We start from the raw sequence: 17,153 nt of genomic DNA on the forward strand, positions 1-17,153 counted from the left end.
GTTTTCTTCCTCGGCCCCTTAGTGAGCGGTTTCCGCGTGGCTCATGTCCATGCCTTCCATCCCTTCGTGCGCTGCGTGCTCGCCTTCAGGTTGGGACATATCCATGCTCTTGCCATGAGACATAAATTTGTTCACAACATCTTTAAACAAATCCGGTTTCACGTCAGAGAAGTATTCCACTTTGTTGTATTCGCTAGGCGCAGCCAGTTTGTCGAAGGCCGCCATGGAGTCCATGGTGTTCGACGACTGTTTCGCTTTCGCTACCCACTGATCGAAGGTTGCACGATCCGGCGTGGCGATAGCTTTGAACTTCATACCAGAGAAGCCCGGGCCGCTATAGCTTGCGGAGATACCGTCATAAGTGCCAGTTTCATTCGCGATGAGGTGCAGCTGAGTCTGCATCCCGGCCATTGCGTAAATCTGGCTGCCTAAACGTGGGATAAAGAACGAGTTCATCACGGAGTTAGAGGTCACTTTGAAGTGTACCGGTACGTTCGCCGGGAAGGCGATTTCGTTGACGGTAGCAATACCCTGTTCCGGATAGATGAAGAACCATTTCCAGTCCATCGAAACAACTTCGATGACGATCGGTTTCTCTTCGTGAGCAAGCGGTTTGCTTGGCTCAAGTGCGTGAGTGGTTTTCCAGGTCAGAACGGCCAGGAACAGGATGATCAGAATAGGAACCGTCCAGACCACAGCTTCAACTTTGTTGGAGTGTGACCAGTTCGGGCTATACTTCGCATCTTTATTACTCGCACGATACTTCCAGGCAAATCCTACTGCCATTAAGACGGCGGGAATAACGACAATCATCATCAGGCCAAAGGCCGTCAGTATCAGAGAACGTTGCTCCAGTCCAATCTGTCCTTTTGGGTCAAGGAGCGCAGAATCACAACCACTGAGTAATACAGTACCTGCGATTAATGACATCCATCCCAAACTTTTATTGTATTTCCTAAGTCTCATTGAACGACCTCAATTCCACGGAATCTGGTGGCGCTTAAAGTGTACGGGCATTTTACGGGAAGGTTGCATTACTGTAAACATGATTGGGGCTGTGTCAGTTCTGTGTTAGCGGGTTCTGCTCGCTTTGTCACATATGTAACCGAGTGTGACGCTGATGCTTGCAAAGCACGTTATATGCAGGATCTATAACGAAAGAGATAAGAATGGATGGGCTTATGGGGTAATGAGTATAAACACCCGAAAAATAACACAACTAATTAACAATTAATTATCAAATAAAAGACATTGCGCGGTGGCGATAATAAATCGCTTTTGCTGAATCGGTTAAATTATTTAATGTTTTGAATAAAAGTTGTCAATAACTTCCAAAAATGTAAAGCGCACAAAACAACAAATGAAAAATGAACAATATAAAATCGTTAATAAGCCGTTATAATTACGATCAGTGATTACAACGGCTAATAACAGCGCAATGATGCGTTAAATCAGCGCACTCTTCCGTAACGCCAGATAATCCAGCAGACTTCCGAGCACAACGCCGGCGATGGCGGTGAGGGCCGCAATTTCCAGTAGCGTGGGCAGGAAGGAAAAAGAGGTGAAGTCGAGGGCATTGAGTATCAGCAACAGCAGCCATATGCCCAGCATCAGCGAACCCACGGCCAGAATCAGCAGCGCCAGCGTATAGGTCTGTGGATAGTCCGTGCGCGGAATAAAGCTTCCGGTGCGTTGCGTGTACTCCAGGGTTTGCCGGCAGAGCAGCAGGAGCACAATTCCCGGGACGGCGGCAAAGACAGAGAACAGATAAAACGTCGGCCAACCGTGAGCTTCGACGAACCAGCCGGCAATGGGCCCGACGTACACGCGACCGACTGCCGATAGCGCGGACAGCAAAGCAAACTGGGTGGCGGAAAACGATTTATTACACAGGGTCATTAACAGGGCGACAAATGCCGCCGTGCCCATACCGCCGCACAGGTTTTCGAAAAAGACCGCCGTCGCCATGGAGTAAAGATGTTTATCGGTAATCGACAGCAGCCAGTAGCCGGCATTGGATACGCCCTGTAGCACGCCGAAAATCAGCAGGGCGCGAAACAGGGTGAGGCGCTGCATGAGTACGCCGCCGTAAAGTGCGCCAACAATCGTCGCGAAAAGTCCCAGCGTTTTATTGACCATTCCCACCTCGCCGGCATCAAAACCGACTCCGCGAATCAAAAACGTGGTGGTCAGACTCATCGCAAAGGCATCGCCGAGCTTATAAAGGACGATTAACAGCAGGATCAGCCAGGCGTTGTTACGTCCGAAGAAGTCGCGCAGCGGTTCGGCGACCGCCTGTTCGAGGCTTTTTGGTACCGGAATCACATCGCTCGGTTCTGGCGCCAGCAGGGTGGCGATAATGCAGGGAATCAGCAGCACGGCCATCAGCCAGTACATTCCCTGCCAGCCGAGCCAACGGTCAGCCAGCCACAGCGCCAGGCCACCGGAGACCAGCATCCCCAGGCGATAGCCCAGCACGCTGATGGCCGCGCCAGCGCCGCGCTCCTCTGCCGTCAGCACATCGGTTTTCCACGCATCGAAGACGATATCCTGCGATGCGGAGCAGAAGGCGATAACGACCGCTAATGCGGCCATCCAGCGGAGCTGGGTCGAAGGCTCAAGGAATCCCATGGCGGCAATGGCGATAAGCAGCAGAAACTGCGTGGTCAGCAGCCAGCCGCGGCGCCGGCCAAGAAACGGCGGCGTGTAGCGGTCCATTAACGGCGACCAGAGAAACTTAAAGACGTAAGCCTGGCCAACCAGCGAGAAGAAGCCGATCGTTTTCAGATCGATATTTTCAACGGTCATCCACGCCTGGAGCGTGCCGGAGGTCAGCGCCAGAGGCAAGCCGGAAGCAAACCCAAGGATCAGCAAAATAGCTGATTTAGGCTGCTGGAAAATGCGTAAGTAGTGGTTGGACATGGTTTATGGCGCCAACCCGGCGCGAGGCCGGGTTGGCGAACGATCAACGCGCGTTTTGCTTGATGAAATCATGAATGCTGGTGTCCTGCGCCATATCGGCGATGGTATCGGTCAGGACGCTGTTCACCGCATTGGCGATATTCTGGTTGGAGGCCTGGAAGGCGCCTTCAACAGAGTAGCTTGCGCGATAGTTTTTGGTCATTTTGGTGCCGTTCGCGGCGGTGGCGATAATCGCGATATCTGCCTTCGTGGCGATGTTGTAGCGCACGTTGCCCTGGGAAACGTCGGCATACAGTTTATTCACGATAATCTGCAGATCGACTGCGCCGTTCGGCCCAATCATATAACCGCGCGCGGTCATTTGTTTTTCCAGCACTTCCTGCAGCAGGAAGCGCAGGTCGCGGGAGGCGGTCAGCGTAACCTGTTGGTTATCGCGGGTGACCTTCGCCAGCGCCTGATCCGGACGCTGGTCCGCACCGTTAATGCTGACGGTGACGCCCATCAGGCTTGGGTCCTGCTGCGGCAGGCTCATTTTCGGCGATACATCAATGGTAGTCGGAGGCGTCGCGCATCCTGCCAGCATAAACATCGCGACCAGCGGGAAAAGAATTTTCTTAAACATGTTCAGGGTCTCAGCGCATGGTGTTGTTATACCCGTCATACTTCAGGCAACGGTTGCGTTAGCGGCTCTTGTTCGCCCTCGTCACTCGCTTCAGCAAGCGCCTGAGGACTCTCCCGTTTGTAGCCTTTCCGTCGCTCAAATCTATTTCGGGTCATTGAGGAAAATTACCGCCATCATAACATCGCCAACGGCGAGGGGAAGTGGCAACGCATGTAAATTCATCGCGTTGTACATTTTATCGCCGTCTCCCATTTTTATCGCGATCCAGGCGGACGTTCTGGGGGAGAGAGTGAGTAAACTTGATACTTTTGAATGAAAATATCAGAAGAATGCTAATTTTTTGTTGTTTTCCCCTAATGGAAGCGGTAAAAGCGGCTAACATTTAAAAGGAATGGCGGCATCTCAGCGTTGTCGGAGGAGAAAATTCATGATGATACGTGAACAGATCGAAGCAAAACTTAGGGCAGCGTTCGACCCCGTGTATCTCGAAGTCGTGGATGAAAGTTATCGCCACAATGTCCCGGCTGGCTCTGAAAGTCATTTTAAAGTGGTGTTGGTGAGCGATCGTTTCACCGGCGAGCGTTTTCTGAACCGTCACCGTATGATCTACGGTACGCTGACTGAGGAGCTGTCGAGCACTGTGCATGCGCTGGCGCTGCATACCTATACGATTAAAGAGTGGGAAGGGCTTCAGGACACGGTATTTGCATCTCCTCCTTGTCGCGGTGCGGGAAGTATCGCCTAGAAATCGTATTTGCAACCGCGGGAACTTTTCCAGTATGTTGCGTGAAGATTTATCAAAAAACGGCCTGCGGGCCGTTTTGTTTTGTCTGAAAATGTGTGCAGTGGGCGCTTTTAAAGACAAATTTGCGCGGGAATTGTGAAAAATGCCGCAGCCGTGGGCGACAACCGTTCTCGACTCACAAAAGTGATGCCGCTATAATGCCGCGTCTTATATGAATGTCTTCGGGATGATTCTGGCGACAGGGAATGTGTTTCTGATTGAAGAGGGCATCCCGGTTCTGCGAAGCAACGTACACGCGCTTCCAGAGTTGACCGAGCACTGTGATTTTTTTGAGGTAACAAGATGCAAGTTTCAGTTGAAACCACTCAGGGCCTTGGGCGCCGTGTAACGATTACTATCGCCGCTGACAGCATCGAGAATGCTGTCAAAAGCGAGCTGGTCAACGTGGCGAAAAAAGTTCGCATTGACGGCTTCCGTAAAGGGAAAGTGCCGATGAATGTTGTTGCTCAGCGTTATGGCGCATCCGTTCGCCAGGACGTGCTGGGCGACCTGATGAGCCGTCACTTCGTTGACGCGATCATCAAAGAGAAAATCAATCCAGCCGGCGCACCGAACTACGTTCCGGGCGAATACAAGCTGGGTGAAGACTTCACCTACGCGGTAGAGTTCGAAGTTTATCCGGAAGTTGCGCTGCAGGGTCTGGAAACTATCGAAGTTGAAAAACCGGTTGTTGAAGTGACCGAAGCTGATGTCGACACCATGCTGGACACGCTGCGTAAGCAGCAGGCTAACTGGAAAGACAAAGATGGCGCTGTTGATGCAGAAGACCGCGTAACCATCGACTTCACCGGTTCTGTTGACGGCGAAGAGTTCGAAGGCGGCAAAGCGACTGACTTCGTACTGGCGATGGGCCAGGGTCGTATGATCCCAGGCTTTGAAGACGGTATTAAAGGCCACAAAGCGGGCGAAGAGTTCACTATCGATGTGACCTTCCCGGAAGAATACCACGCAGAAAACCTGAAAGGTAAAGCGGCTAAGTTCGTTATCAACCTGAAGAAAGTTGAAGAGCGCGAGCTGCCGGAACTGACTGCTGAATTCATCAAACGTTTCGGCGTTGAAGATGGTTCCGTAGAAGGTCTGCGCGCTGAAGTGCGTAAAAACATGGATCGCGAGCTGAAAGGCGCCGTGCGTAACCGCGTGAAGTCTCAGGCTATCGAAGGTCTGGTTAAAGCGAACGACATCGACGTGCCGGCTGCCCTGATCGACAGCGAAATCGACGTTCTGCGTCGTCAGGCTGCTCAGCGTTTCGGTGGCAATGAGAAGCAGGCTCTGGAACTGCCGCGCGAACTGTTCGAAGAGCAGGCTAAACGCCGCGTAGTTGTCGGTCTGCTGCTGGGCGAAGTGATTCGTACCAACGAGCTGAAAGCTGACGAAGAGCGTGTTAAAGGCCTGATCGAAGAGATGGCTTCCGCTTACGAAGATCCGAAAGAAGTTGTTGAGTTCTACAGCAAAAACAACGAACTGATGGACAACATGCGTAACGTCGCGCTGGAAGAGCAGGCTGTTGAAGCCGTTCTGGCAAAAGCGAAAGTGTCTGAAAAAGCCACGACCTTCAATGAACTGATGAACCAGCAGGCGTAATTTCGCCCACGGTTTAACGTTCAGGTAAAACCCGTTGCCGAGAGGCGGCGGGTTTTTTTTTATCGCAGCAATAGCTTCAGGATGAGTGCGAAAACGCGATATCAATGATAGCGTTACGACAAAAGCTTGTTATGCTTGAATTATGATTGCATCGTCCCCACAACGAGGAGACGAAACTGCACGCGTGAAATCATGCATAATGACGAAGCGTGTCTGTCGGGATTTGTTCAGGTTACGGGCGTAAAGCCGATATCCAGGTAATTTGAACGATGACGGACAGAAGACTCTGGCTGATAATCCGTCCATAAGGTTACAATCAGTGCGGCAGGTTTATTCAAAATTAATCCAGGAGACGGAAATGTCATACAGTGGCGAACGAGATAACTTTGCACCCCATATGGCCCTGGTGCCGATGGTCATTGAACAGACCTCGCGCGGTGAACGTTCTTTTGATATCTACTCCCGTCTGCTCAAGGAACGCGTCATCTTTCTGACCGGCCAGGTGGAAGACCACATGGCGAATCTGATCGTGGCGCAGATGCTTTTTCTGGAAGCAGAGAACCCGGAAAAAGACATTTATCTGTACATTAACTCTCCGGGCGGGGTGATCACCGCCGGGATGTCGATTTACGACACCATGCAGTTCATCAAGCCTGACGTGAGCACCATTTGTATGGGCCAGGCGGCATCGATGGGCGCGTTCCTGCTGACCGCAGGGGCAAAAGGCAAGCGTTTCTGCCTGCCGAATTCCCGCGTGATGATCCACCAGCCGCTGGGCGGCTATCAGGGTCAGGCGACGGATATCGAAATTCACGCCCGCGAGATCCTGAAAGTGAAAGGGCGGATGAATGAACTGATGGCACACCATACGGGTCAATCCCTTGCGCAGATTGAGAACGACACCGAGCGTGACCGTTTCTTGTCAGCCTCCGAAGCGGTGGAATACGGCCTGGTCGATTCCATTTTGACCCATCGTAATTGATGCCCCTGGCGCAAGGGGGCCGCTATACTTGTCTGGAGTAGGGCGGCACAACGCTTATCAGCGACTTGCGCCTGAGAATGGCATTTGCGTCGTCGTGTGCGGCACAAAGAACTTAATAAGAGGTTTGGACTCATGACAGATAAACGCAAAGATGGTTCGGGCAAACTGTTGTATTGCTCTTTTTGCGGCAAAAGCCAGCATGAAGTGCGTAAGCTGATCGCCGGGCCATCCGTGTATATCTGCGACGAATGCGTTGATTTATGTAACGACATCATTCGCGAAGAGATTAAAGAAGTCGCGCCGCATCGTGAACGCAGTGCGCTGCCGACTCCGCACGAAATCCGCCACCACCTGGACGATTACGTTATCGGCCAGGAGCCTGCGAAAAAAGTGCTGGCCGTTGCGGTATACAACCACTACAAACGCCTGCGCAATGGTGATACCAGCAACGGTGTTGAGCTGGGTAAAAGTAACATTCTGCTGATCGGGCCGACTGGTTCCGGTAAAACGCTGCTGGCGGAAACGCTGGCGCGTCTGCTGGATGTACCGTTCACCATGGCGGACGCCACCACCCTGACCGAAGCCGGTTATGTCGGTGAAGACGTCGAAAACATCATTCAGAAGCTGCTGCAGAAATGTGACTACGACGTACAGAAAGCGCAGCGCGGTATCGTGTACATCGATGAGATCGACAAAATTTCCCGTAAATCGGATAACCCGTCGATTACCCGCGATGTCTCCGGCGAAGGCGTGCAGCAGGCGCTGCTGAAGCTTATCGAAGGAACCGTTGCCGCGGTACCACCGCAGGGCGGGCGTAAGCATCCGCAGCAGGAGTTCTTGCAGGTTGATACCTCCAAGATTCTGTTTATCTGCGGCGGCGCGTTTGCCGGTCTGGATAAGGTTATTTCCCATCGTGTCGAAACCGGTTCAGGTATTGGTTTCGGCGCGACGGTAAAAGCCAAATCTGACAAAGCGAGCGAAGGTGAGCTGCTGTCTCAGGTTGAGCCGGAAGATCTGATCAAATTTGGTCTGATTCCGGAGTTCATCGGTCGTCTGCCGGTCGTTGCAACGCTGAATGAGCTGAGCGAAGAAGCGCTGATTCAGATCCTGAAAGAGCCGAAAAATGCCCTGACCAAACAGTATCAGGCATTGTTTAACCTGGAAGGCGCTGAGCTGGAGTTCCGCGATGAAGCGCTGGACGCGATCGCCAAAAAAGCGATGGCGCGTAAAACCGGTGCTCGTGGTCTGCGTTCCATCGTTGAAGCCGCGCTGCTCGATACCATGTACGATCTTCCGTCAATGGAAGACGTGGAAAAAGTGGTCATCGATGCTTCCGTTATCGACGGACAAAGCAAGCCGTTGCTGATCTATGGCAAACCGGAAGCGCAGCAGGCGTCTGGTGAATAATTAGCCAACTTGCTCAAGCAGTTAACAAAAAGGGGGGATTTTATCTCCCCTTTTATTTTTCCTGCATTCCCGCCGTTGAATGTGTGGAATACATCCCCATATACTGGATTACATATTAACGGCGTCGCGATGACGAGTCGTGCCGCTGGCTACCTGGCGGACTTTAAACTAAGAGAGAGCTCTATGAATCCTGAGCGTTCTGAACGCATTGAAATCCCCGTATTGCCGTTGCGCGATGTGGTGGTTTATCCGCACATGGTCATACCCCTGTTTGTAGGGCGGGAAAAATCTATCCGTTGTCTTGAAGCGGCTATGGACCATGATAAAAAAATCATGCTGGTTGCGCAGAAAGAAGCTTCGACGGATGAGCCGGGTGTAAATGATCTTTTCACCGTCGGGACCGTGGCGTCAATTTTACAGATGCTGAAGCTGCCTGATGGCACCGTCAAAGTGCTGGTTGAAGGCCTGCAGCGCGCGCGTATTTCTGCACTGTCTGATAACGGCGAGCATTTTTCAGCGAAAGCAGAGTACCTGGAATCGCCGGCGATCGACGAACGCGAGCAGGAAGTCCTGGTGCGCACCGCGATCGGTCAGTTTGAAGGCTACATCAAGCTGAACAAGAAAATCCCGCCGGAAGTGCTGACGTCGCTCAACAGCATCGACGATCCTGCGCGTCTGGCTGATACCATTGCTGCGCACATGCCGCTTAAGCTGGCAGATAAGCAGTCCGTCCTCGAGATGTCCGACATTAACGAACGTCTGGAATATCTGATGGCGATGATGGAATCGGAAATCGATCTGCTGCAGGTTGAGAAGCGTATTCGCAATCGCGTGAAAAAGCAGATGGAAAAGTCTCAGCGTGAGTACTATCTGAATGAGCAGATGAAGGCCATCCAGAAAGAGCTTGGCGAGATGGACGATGCCCCGGACGAGAACGAAGCGCTGAAGCGCAAGATCGACGCGGCAAAAATGCCGAAAGAGGCGAAAGAAAAAACCGAAGCGGAACTGCAAAAGCTGAAGATGATGTCGCCGATGTCGGCAGAAGCGACCGTCGTACGCGGCTACATCGACTGGATGGTGCAGGTGCCGTGGAGCGCGCGCAGCAAGGTCAAAAAAGATCTGCGTCAGGCTCAGGAGATCCTCGATACCGACCATTACGGCCTGGAGCGCGTGAAGGATCGTATCCTTGAGTATCTCGCAGTACAGAGCCGCGTCAACAAGCTGAAAGGGCCGATTCTGTGCCTGGTTGGACCGCCGGGGGTGGGCAAAACCTCGCTGGGCCAGTCCATCGCTAAAGCCACCGGCCGTAAGTACGTGCGTATGGCGCTGGGCGGCGTGCGTGATGAAGCGGAAATCCGCGGTCACCGCCGGACCTACATCGGTTCAATGCCGGGCAAACTGATCCAGAAAATGGCGAAAGTGGGGGTGAAAAACCCGCTGTTCCTGCTGGATGAGATCGACAAAATGTCCTCCGACATGCGCGGCGATCCGGCCTCAGCGCTGCTGGAAGTGTTAGATCCGGAACAGAACGTGGCGTTTAACGACCACTATCTGGAAGTGGACTACGATCTGAGCGATGTCATGTTTGTGGCGACCTCTAACTCCATGAACATTCCGGCGCCGCTGCTGGATCGTATGGAAGTGATTCGTCTGTCCGGTTATACCGAAGACGAAAAACTGAACATCGCCAAACGTCACCTGCTGTCTAAGCAGATTGAGCGTAATGCGCTGAAGAAAGGCGAGCTGACCGTAGAGGACAGCGCGATCGTCGGGATTATTCGCTATTACACCCGTGAAGCGGGCGTGCGTGGGCTGGAGCGTGAAATTTCCAAGCTGTGCCGTAAGGCGGTTAAACAGCTGCTGCTGGATAAGTCACTGAAGCACATCACGATTAATGGTGATAACCTGCATGATTTCCTTGGCGTGCAGCGCTATGACTACGGTCGTGCGGATAGCGAAAACCGCGTCGGCCAGGTCACCGGTCTGGCATGGACGGAAGTGGGCGGCGATCTGCTGACCATCGAAACCGCCTGTGTGCCGGGTAAAGGCAAGCTGACCTATACCGGTTCGCTGGGCGAAGTGATGCAGGAGTCTATTCAGGCTGCGCTGACCGTGGTCCGTTCGCGTGCGGATAAGCTGGGAATTAATTCGGATTTCTACGAAAAACGTGATATTCACGTTCACGTTCCGGAAGGGGCGACGCCGAAAGACGGTCCGAGCGCCGGTATTGCGATGTGTACCGCGCTGGTCTCCTGTCTGACGGGGAATCCGGTACGCGCTGACGTCGCGATGACGGGGGAAATTACCCTGCGTGGTCAGGTGCTGCCAATCGGCGGTCTGAAGGAAAAACTGCTGGCGGCACATCGCGGCGGCATTAAGACTGTTCTGATTCCTGATGAAAATAAACGTGACCTTGAAGAAATTCCAGATAACGTTATTGCCGATTTAGATATCCATCCGGTGAAACGAATCGAAGAAGTTCTGACACTTGCGTTGCAGAACGAACCATTCGGCATGCAGGTCGTCACGGCAAAATAGTGATTTTGCGCAAATAGCGCTAAGAAAAGTGGGGCTGGGAAGTAAATTCGTACTTGCCAGCCTTTTTTTGTGTAGCTAACTTAGATCGCTGGCAGGGGGTCATCTACAACTCTGTTGTAAGGGCATGACAGTCCTGATATAACTGCTGCGCGGTCGCACCACGAAGGATTCTGGTGCGATATAAATTATAAAGAGAGGAAGAGAACAGTGAATAAATCTCAACTGATTGACAAAATTGCTGCGGGTGCGGACATTTCTAAAGCTGCAGCCGGACGTGCGTTAGATGCTTTAATTGCTTCTGTTACTGAATCTCTGCAGGCTGGAGATGACGTTGCGCTGGTCGGGTTTGGTACCTTTGCTGTGAAAGAGCGCGCTGCCCGTACTGGTCGCAACCCGCAAACAGGTAAAGAAATTACCATCGCTGCTGCCAAAGTGCCGGGTTTCCGTGCCGGTAAAGCGCTGAAAGACGCGGTAAACTGATCGGCTTCCCATCAGGGAATGTGACGAAGTACAAGGGCGCATCGCGAGATGTGCCTTTTTTATTTGCCCGGAACCCGACTTTATGTGTGTTTGTACGCACTTGTGGGCTGACAATCACCCCATTTTCTTGTCAAAATAGGTCCTCACGCGCGGCAGCCATCACGTGCTATGCTGCGCGAGCTAAAGTCATCTACAGCGGAGCGTTGTTACACCATGATGGACAACCTACGCACGGCCGCCAATAGCGTCGTGCTCAAGATTATTTTCGGTATCATCATTATCTCGTTCATTTTGACCGGGGTGAGTGGTTACCTGATTGGCGGCAGTAACAATTATGCCGCGAAAGTTAACGACCAGGAAATTGGTCGCTCACAGTTTGAAAATGCCGTTGCCAGCGAACGTAACCGTATGCAGCAGCAGCTTGGCGATCAGTTCTCTGAACTGGCGGCCAACGAAAACTACATGAAAACCATGCGTCAGCAGGTGCTGAACCGTCTGATTGACGAGTCGCTGCTTGACCAGTACGCCCGCGAACTCGGACTGAGCGTCAGCGATGCTCAAGTCAAACAGGCTATCTTCCAGACTCAGGCTTTCCAGACTGACGGCAAATTTGATAACGAACGTTTTAGCGGTATCGTGAATCAAATGGGCATGACCACCGATCAGTACGCGCAGGCGCTGCGCAACCAGCTGACAACTCAGCAGCTGATTAATGCCATTGCCGGTACTGACTTTATGCTGCCCGGTGAATCCGATCAGCTGGCTGCGCTGGTATCCCAGCAACGCGTAGTGCGTGAAGCCACCATCGATGTCAATGCACTGGCGGCGAAGCAGACGGTGACCGATGAGGAAGTCAACGCTTACTACCAGCAAAACCAGGCCCGTTTCATGGCGCCGGAGCAGTTCCGCGTGAGCTACATCAAAATGGATGCGGCTGGCATGCAGGAGAACGCCTCTGACGAGGAAATCCAGTCCTGGTATGATCAGCATCAGGATCAGTTCACGCAGCCGCAGCGTAACCGCTACAGCGTGATTCAGACCAAGACCGAAGCCGATGCCCAGACGGTTCTGGATGAGCTGAAGAAAGGGGCCGATTTCGCCACCCTGGCGAAAGAAAAATCTACCGACATTATCTCTGCCCGCAACGGTGGCGATATGGGCTGGATGGACGATGCTGCGACGGTACCAGAGCTGAAAAATGCCGGTCTGAAAGAAAAAGGCCAGCTTTCTGGCGTGATTAAATCTTCCGTTGGTTTCCTGGTTGTCCGTCTTGATGATGTTCAGCCGGCGAAGGTTAAACCGCTGGCCGAAGTTCGCGATGATATCGCGGCGAAAGTGAAGCAGGAAAAAGCGCTGGATGCTTACTACGCGCTGCAGCAGAAAGTGAGCGATGCCGCCAGCAATGATAACGAATCGCTGGCCAGCGCCGCACAGGCTGCGAATGTGAAAGTGACCGAAACCGGCTGGTTTGGGCGTGACAATTTGCCAGAAGAGCTGAACTTTAAACCGGTTGCCGATGCTATCTTCAACGGCGGTCTGGTGGGCGAGAACGGTACGCCGGGCAGCAACTCCGATATCATCACCGTCGATGGCGATCGCGCCTTTGTTCTGCGTATCAGCGAGCACAAAGCGGAAGCCGTGAAGCCACTGGCAGATGTGAAAGCGCAGGTTATCGATATCGTCAAACATACCAAAGCTGAACAGCAGGCGAAGCTGGATGCAGACAAGCTGCTGGCCGCGCTCAAAGATGGTAAAGGTGACGAGGCGATGAAAGCCGCAGGTTTAAGCTTCGGCCCGGCGCAGACGCTGGCACGTACCGGTCAGGATCCCTTGAGCCAGGCGGCGTTTGCTCTGCCGCTGCCGCAGCAGGGTAAACCTGTCTACGGTATGGGTAGCGACATCAAAGGCAACGTGGTGCTGCTGGCGCTGGATGAGGTCAAAGCCGGCGACATGCCGGAAGCGCAGAAAAAAGCCATGGTGCAAGGCATCACGCAGAACAATGCTCAGATTGCTTTCGAAGCGCTGATGAGCAACCTGCGTAAGTCCGCGAAAATTAAACTCGGCGATGCTATCGACCAACAGCAATAATTTCGTGACGCTTCGCAAAAATCAGTAACGTGATGTAATCCTCAAAGGCCGCTTTCGCGGCCTTTTCCATTTCTGCGGTTTGTCTTTTGTACTCTATTTCCACCCTCGCTATTGTGATCCCGCTGTCTACAAACAAGGAGATAACAGCATGAAACGTGGATTGAAAACGCTTATTGCCGCCGCCGTACTGGTTTGCGCGGCAGGACATCAGGGTGTACTTGCCGCCCCTTCCAGCGGGAAAACGTCGGCGACGGCAAAGGAGAGCGTGCAGACGCCGCAGGCGAAGGTGCCTGAGACGTTAAACGCGACTGAGAGTGATGGAATCAGGGTGAGTATCAATAGTGCCAGCGCAGAGGAGCTGGCAAAGGCTTTGAATGGCGTCGGTCTGAAGAAAGCGCAGGCAATCGTGAGCTATCGCGAAGAGTACGGACCATTTAAAACCGTTGACGATCTTAAGCAGGTCCCGGGGATGGGGCACTCGCTGGTGGAGAGAAATCTGTCACATCTGAAGTTATAAATTTTCAGCACAAGTTTGCACAGTCGTCATTATTTGCCAGAATGAAGAGGTCACATAAGTGGTGTGACCTCTGACCTCAAAACAACAATGAAAGATAAGGCATGTGCGCTATGCAGACACAAATCAAAGTTCGCGGCTATCATCTCGACGTCTATCAGCACGTCAATAATGCGCGTTATCTGGAATTTCTCGAAGAGGCGCGTTGGGACGGCCTGGAAAGCAGCCCGGCTTTTCACTGGATGACCGCACGCAACATCGCCTTCGTGGTGGTGAATATCAATATCAATTATCGCCGCCCGGCGGTGTTAGGCGATGTGCTTACCGTCACCAGCAAACTGGAACAGCTGAACGGGAAAAGCGGAACATTAAGCCAGGTGGTAACTCTCAATCCTAACGGCGAAGGGGTAGCCGATGCGCTAATCACCTTTGTCTGCATCGATCTTAAAACGCAGAAGGCGCTGCCGCTGGAGGGGGAACTGCGCGAGAAACTGATTCAGCTGGAGCCTTGCTGACAGGCCAGTCGGAGGCATGTGTCCCGGATGCGCTATCGCGCATCCGTCTCAGCTAACGGCCATAGAGAAAATGCCGGGCGGTGGCTGATGCCTTACCCGGCCGACGGTGCGTTGCGGATTTGGTACTGGAATTGCGCTGACCGACTACGGGCTTGATGTCATGCGCGGATCTTACAGGCCCGGTATGGCGTCAGCCGCTACCGGGAAATGACCGGTTACTGTAGCCCGGTTTTCTGTTTCATCACTGCCATAATACCCGGCCGATCGGCCTCGTACTGGCTTAGCCCGTTGGCGCGCAGGTTACAGGCCGCGCACTGTCCGCAGCCGTCGCCTTTAATGCCGTTATAGCAGGTCAGGGTTTCATGGCGCACCAGTGCTAACTGGCCCCAGTAATCGGCTAAGGCCCATGTCTCGGCTTTGTTAAGCCACATCAGCGGCGTCTCGAAGCGAATATCTTTCGCCATTCCGAGGCTGACGGCATGGTGTAGCGCTTTCACGAACTCGTCGCGGCAGTCCGGGTAGCCGGAAAAATCGGTTTCGCACACGCCGGTAATGATCGCCTCTGCCTTAACCTGGTAGGCGTAAATCGCCGTCAGGGTTAAAAACAGGATATTACGCCCGGGCACGAAGGTATTCGGGATACCGCTGGCTTCCGGCTCATAGTCCGGCACCGGGATGTTATCGCGGGTCAGGCTGCTGACGGCAAGCTCGTTAAGCAACGTCACGTCGAGCACCTTATGGGCAACGGCGCCCAGCTTTAACGCCAGAGAGCGAGCGACGTCAATTTCCGCGCGGTGGCGTTGGCCATAATCAAAAGTGACGCAGTGCACTTCATCGTACTGTTGCAGAGCCTGCACCAGGCAGGTCGTTGAATCTTGTCCTCCGCTGAAGACAACTACGGCGCGTTTCATGGCAATTCCTGACAATCAAAGTGAAAGCGATATGGTAGCGCCTGATGGGCGCGGCGACCAGCTTCATCACGGCGGCGATGCCGGTAGCCAGGCGCTGGTGAAATCAAACCAGCCCCGGGCGTTAAGCTGCAGGCCGTTTACGCCCGGTGGGGCACTGATGCGATAATTGTAATTAAATAGCGGCGTCATGATGGCATCGTCCATCAGGATATTGAAGACATTGCGCAACGCTTCGTTGCGGCTGCTTTCTTCAGGCTGCGCCTGGACGGCATCGAGGGTGGCCTGCAGATGAGCATACTGTGCCCCGGTCAATAAATGAGGCCACATCGTATCGCAACGCAGCCACTGTTCCAGCGTGTATTCCGGCGCTTCGCCGATCAGCCGATCGCCCATGACCAAATCCGCCTGCGCCAGTTCTTGGCAACCGTGCCAGTTTTTGGCGTCGTGAAAAATGAGCTTCAGTTCACAGCCGAGGGCGGCAAGCCGTAGGCGGAGCTGTTCTGCCATCGTGTGCAGTTCGACCGGCAGGTGATACAGCAACGTAAGCTGTTCGGGCAGAGGAATATCCTGATTCTCTGGCCCCTGGGGAATGGTCCATCCGGGCAACACCTCGTTGCTGGGGGTAATCAAATCTTCGTCGAGCGGAAGCGTCTTCAGCAGTGAAGAGCGGTGAATCAGCGATACCAGACGTTGCGCCTGAGCTTTGCTGAGGCGAGGGCTCTGACGCAGCGCCAGGTAGCAAAACCCGAGGCTGATGCTATTGCTGACCTGACGAAGATTTGCCAGCTTGTCCGGATCGCCAATGGTAATCTGCACCGGGTGGCGGCAGCTGGTGCCCAGATTCTGCTCAAACAGCTGGGGAGTGATCCAGTACTCCACCGCCTGGATCAGCGGGTGGTTCAGATGATAGCGCGGATGATTCTCCAGCCGCACCAGCTCCGGGCTGAACAGTTTCAGACGGAACGGCCCGCTACCGACCGTGGGTTCATCGGGATGCGCCAGTAAGCTGCCGTCGCTGGCGAGGCGGAACGGTAGCCAGTAATCCGGGCGATGCAGCGTAATCGTCAGACACTGCGCATGCGTGACATCAATTCGGTTAATGCTGGCAAACAGGGTACGCAGGGCGGGCAGCTCCAGCAACATCAGCAGCCGCCGCCGAAGCTGCAGCGTTTCTATCGGATCGCCATTATGCCAGAACAGCGTTGAGCGGATATAAAACTGCCAGCGCAGGCCGTCCGGCGATACCTGCCAGTGGTGGGCTAAATCACCGACCGGAGCGCTATTTTGTGCTCCGAAGCGCGTCAGGCCAGAAAAAATTTGCCCGGCAAGATGTTGTTCGGCGCGACCGGGTAAAAACCCCGGCTGCAGAGCGTCAAGCGGGCGATAGTAGGGAATGCGCAAAGTCGGCGTATTGTTTTGCCACTGACCGCCAAGAAAAGGTGACAGCAGCGCCTTCAGCTCTTCCGTCGCCAGCTGAGCCAGCTCCAGCGCATTTTTCTGCTGGCCGTTATTCAGCGCCAGCTCCATCATCTCATTACGTAAGGCGTCTGGCGCGGTATGAAAAATCAGCGTGCCGCGTTTTCCACGCCCGGGAGTCGCCTGCCAGCTCAACCAGCCGGCCTCCTGCGCCTGGCGAAGCAGCGTTCGAATATGGCGCTCGCTGCAAAAACAGCGTTCTGCCAGCTCACTTACGGTCACCTGCTGTGGCGCGCCGGAGGAGGGGAGCCACAGGCGCTGGTACTGGTTCAGCCGGTTCAGTAATCTCATATACACTTCATCCTTCAACCT

The 17,153-nt window shown here is 53.6% G+C and carries 14 protein-coding genes; 9 read left to right on the forward strand and 5 right to left on the reverse strand.

Features of this window, described 5'->3' with window-relative positions; genetic code table 11:
• Positions 1-18: 18 nt before the first annotated feature.
• The 3 genes from cyoA to ROR01S_RS21500 form a co-directional block, all read right to left on the reverse strand.
• Complete coding sequence (gene cyoA, locus ROR01S_RS21490; RefSeq protein ID WP_004858705.1) at positions 19-966, reverse strand: cytochrome o ubiquinol oxidase subunit II; 948 nt, start codon at positions 964-966, stop codon at positions 19-21.
• Between the two features lie 480 nt (positions 967-1,446).
• Positions 1,447-2,922, reverse strand: a complete 1,476-nt coding sequence (ampG, locus tag ROR01S_RS21495) for a muropeptide MFS transporter AmpG (protein WP_004858707.1) — start codon at positions 2,920-2,922, stop codon at positions 1,447-1,449.
• A 43-nt stretch (positions 2,923-2,965) separates the two neighbouring features.
• Entirely contained in the window at positions 2,966-3,544 is a 579-nt protein-coding gene (locus tag ROR01S_RS21500; RefSeq protein ID WP_004858708.1) for a lipoprotein, read from the reverse strand.
• Between the two features lie 427 nt (positions 3,545-3,971).
• Here ROR01S_RS21500 and bolA point away from each other — a divergent pair, with 427 nt between their 5' ends.
• From bolA to ROR01S_RS21545, 9 genes are all read left to right on the forward strand, one after another.
• On the forward strand, positions 3,972-4,289 hold the full coding sequence (bolA, locus tag ROR01S_RS21505; protein ID WP_015585028.1) for a transcriptional regulator BolA: 318 nt from the start codon (positions 3,972-3,974) through the stop codon (positions 4,287-4,289).
• Between the two features lie 342 nt (positions 4,290-4,631).
• Positions 4,632-5,930, forward strand: a complete 1,299-nt coding sequence (tig, locus tag ROR01S_RS21510; RefSeq protein WP_004858711.1) for a trigger factor — start codon at positions 4,632-4,634, stop codon at positions 5,928-5,930.
• Positions 5,931-6,288: 358 nt separating this feature from the next.
• A complete protein-coding gene (gene clpP / locus ROR01S_RS21515; RefSeq protein ID WP_004858713.1) occupies positions 6,289-6,912 on the forward strand; it encodes an ATP-dependent Clp endopeptidase proteolytic subunit ClpP in 624 nt (207 codons plus the stop codon).
• A 132-nt stretch (positions 6,913-7,044) separates the two neighbouring features.
• Positions 7,045-8,319, forward strand: a complete 1,275-nt coding sequence (gene clpX, locus ROR01S_RS21520) for an ATP-dependent protease ATP-binding subunit ClpX (RefSeq protein ID WP_004858716.1) — start codon at positions 7,045-7,047, stop codon at positions 8,317-8,319.
• Between the two features lie 183 nt (positions 8,320-8,502).
• Complete coding sequence (gene lon / locus ROR01S_RS21525) at positions 8,503-10,857, forward strand: endopeptidase La (RefSeq protein ID WP_004858717.1); 2,355 nt, start codon at positions 8,503-8,505, stop codon at positions 10,855-10,857.
• Positions 10,858-11,064: 207 nt separating this feature from the next.
• On the forward strand, positions 11,065-11,337 hold the full coding sequence (hupB, locus tag ROR01S_RS21530) for a nucleoid-associated protein HU-beta (RefSeq protein WP_002444653.1): 273 nt from the start codon (positions 11,065-11,067) through the stop codon (positions 11,335-11,337).
• 213 nt (positions 11,338-11,550) lie between these two features.
• A complete protein-coding gene (ppiD, locus tag ROR01S_RS21535; protein WP_004858720.1) occupies positions 11,551-13,425 on the forward strand; it encodes a peptidylprolyl isomerase in 1,875 nt (624 codons plus the stop codon).
• Positions 13,426-13,573: 148 nt separating this feature from the next.
• A complete protein-coding gene (locus ROR01S_RS21540) occupies positions 13,574-13,942 on the forward strand; it encodes a helix-hairpin-helix domain-containing protein (RefSeq protein ID WP_004858724.1) in 369 nt (122 codons plus the stop codon).
• Between the two features lie 110 nt (positions 13,943-14,052).
• Positions 14,053-14,454, forward strand: a complete 402-nt coding sequence (locus ROR01S_RS21545; RefSeq protein WP_004858725.1) for a YbgC/FadM family acyl-CoA thioesterase — start codon at positions 14,053-14,055, stop codon at positions 14,452-14,454.
• A gap of 215 nt (positions 14,455-14,669) precedes the next feature.
• On the opposite strand, the gene queC is transcribed toward ROR01S_RS21545, so the two are convergent.
• Together queC and ROR01S_RS21555 are read right to left on the reverse strand one after the other, a co-directional pair.
• Positions 14,670-15,365 (reverse strand): 7-cyano-7-deazaguanine synthase QueC, encoded by a 696-nt coding sequence (gene queC / locus ROR01S_RS21550; protein ID WP_004858727.1) that lies wholly within the window; start codon positions 15,363-15,365, stop codon positions 14,670-14,672.
• A 66-nt stretch (positions 15,366-15,431) separates the two neighbouring features.
• Positions 15,432-17,132, reverse strand: a complete 1,701-nt coding sequence (locus ROR01S_RS21555) for an SgrR family transcriptional regulator (RefSeq protein ID WP_064359865.1) — start codon at positions 17,130-17,132, stop codon at positions 15,432-15,434.
• Positions 17,133-17,153: the final 21 nt, after the last annotated feature.

Origin of the sequence: Klebsiella ornithinolytica NBRC 105727 = ATCC 31898 (assembly GCF_001598295.1) — a bacterium.
GTDB lineage: Bacteria > Pseudomonadota > Gammaproteobacteria > Enterobacterales > Enterobacteriaceae > Klebsiella > Klebsiella ornithinolytica.

Excerpts from the sequence above, each read along its gene's own strand:
- cyoA (WP_004858705.1), bottom strand. The coding sequence starts at position 966 with ATGAGACTTAGGAAATACAATAAAAGTTTGGGATGGATGTCATTAATC.
- ampG (WP_004858707.1), bottom strand. The coding sequence starts at position 2,922 with ATGTCCAACCACTACTTACGCATTTTCCAGCAGCCTAAATCAGCTATT.
- ROR01S_RS21500 (WP_004858708.1), bottom strand. The coding sequence starts at position 3,544 with ATGTTTAAGAAAATTCTTTTCCCGCTGGTCGCGATGTTTATGCTGGCA.
- bolA (WP_015585028.1), top strand. The coding sequence starts at position 3,972 with ATGATGATACGTGAACAGATCGAAGCAAAACTTAGGGCAGCGTTCGAC.
- tig (WP_004858711.1), top strand. The coding sequence starts at position 4,632 with ATGCAAGTTTCAGTTGAAACCACTCAGGGCCTTGGGCGCCGTGTAACG.
- clpP (WP_004858713.1), top strand. The coding sequence starts at position 6,289 with ATGTCATACAGTGGCGAACGAGATAACTTTGCACCCCATATGGCCCTG.
- clpX (WP_004858716.1), top strand. The coding sequence starts at position 7,045 with ATGACAGATAAACGCAAAGATGGTTCGGGCAAACTGTTGTATTGCTCT.
- lon (WP_004858717.1), top strand. The coding sequence starts at position 8,503 with ATGAATCCTGAGCGTTCTGAACGCATTGAAATCCCCGTATTGCCGTTG.
- ppiD (WP_004858720.1), top strand. The coding sequence starts at position 11,551 with ATGATGGACAACCTACGCACGGCCGCCAATAGCGTCGTGCTCAAGATT.
- ROR01S_RS21540 (WP_004858724.1), top strand. The coding sequence starts at position 13,574 with ATGAAACGTGGATTGAAAACGCTTATTGCCGCCGCCGTACTGGTTTGC.
- ROR01S_RS21545 (WP_004858725.1), top strand. The coding sequence starts at position 14,053 with ATGCAGACACAAATCAAAGTTCGCGGCTATCATCTCGACGTCTATCAG.
- queC (WP_004858727.1), bottom strand. The coding sequence starts at position 15,365 with ATGAAACGCGCCGTAGTTGTCTTCAGCGGAGGACAAGATTCAACGACC.
- ROR01S_RS21555 (WP_064359865.1), bottom strand. The coding sequence starts at position 17,132 with ATGAGATTACTGAACCGGCTGAACCAGTACCAGCGCCTGTGGCTCCCC.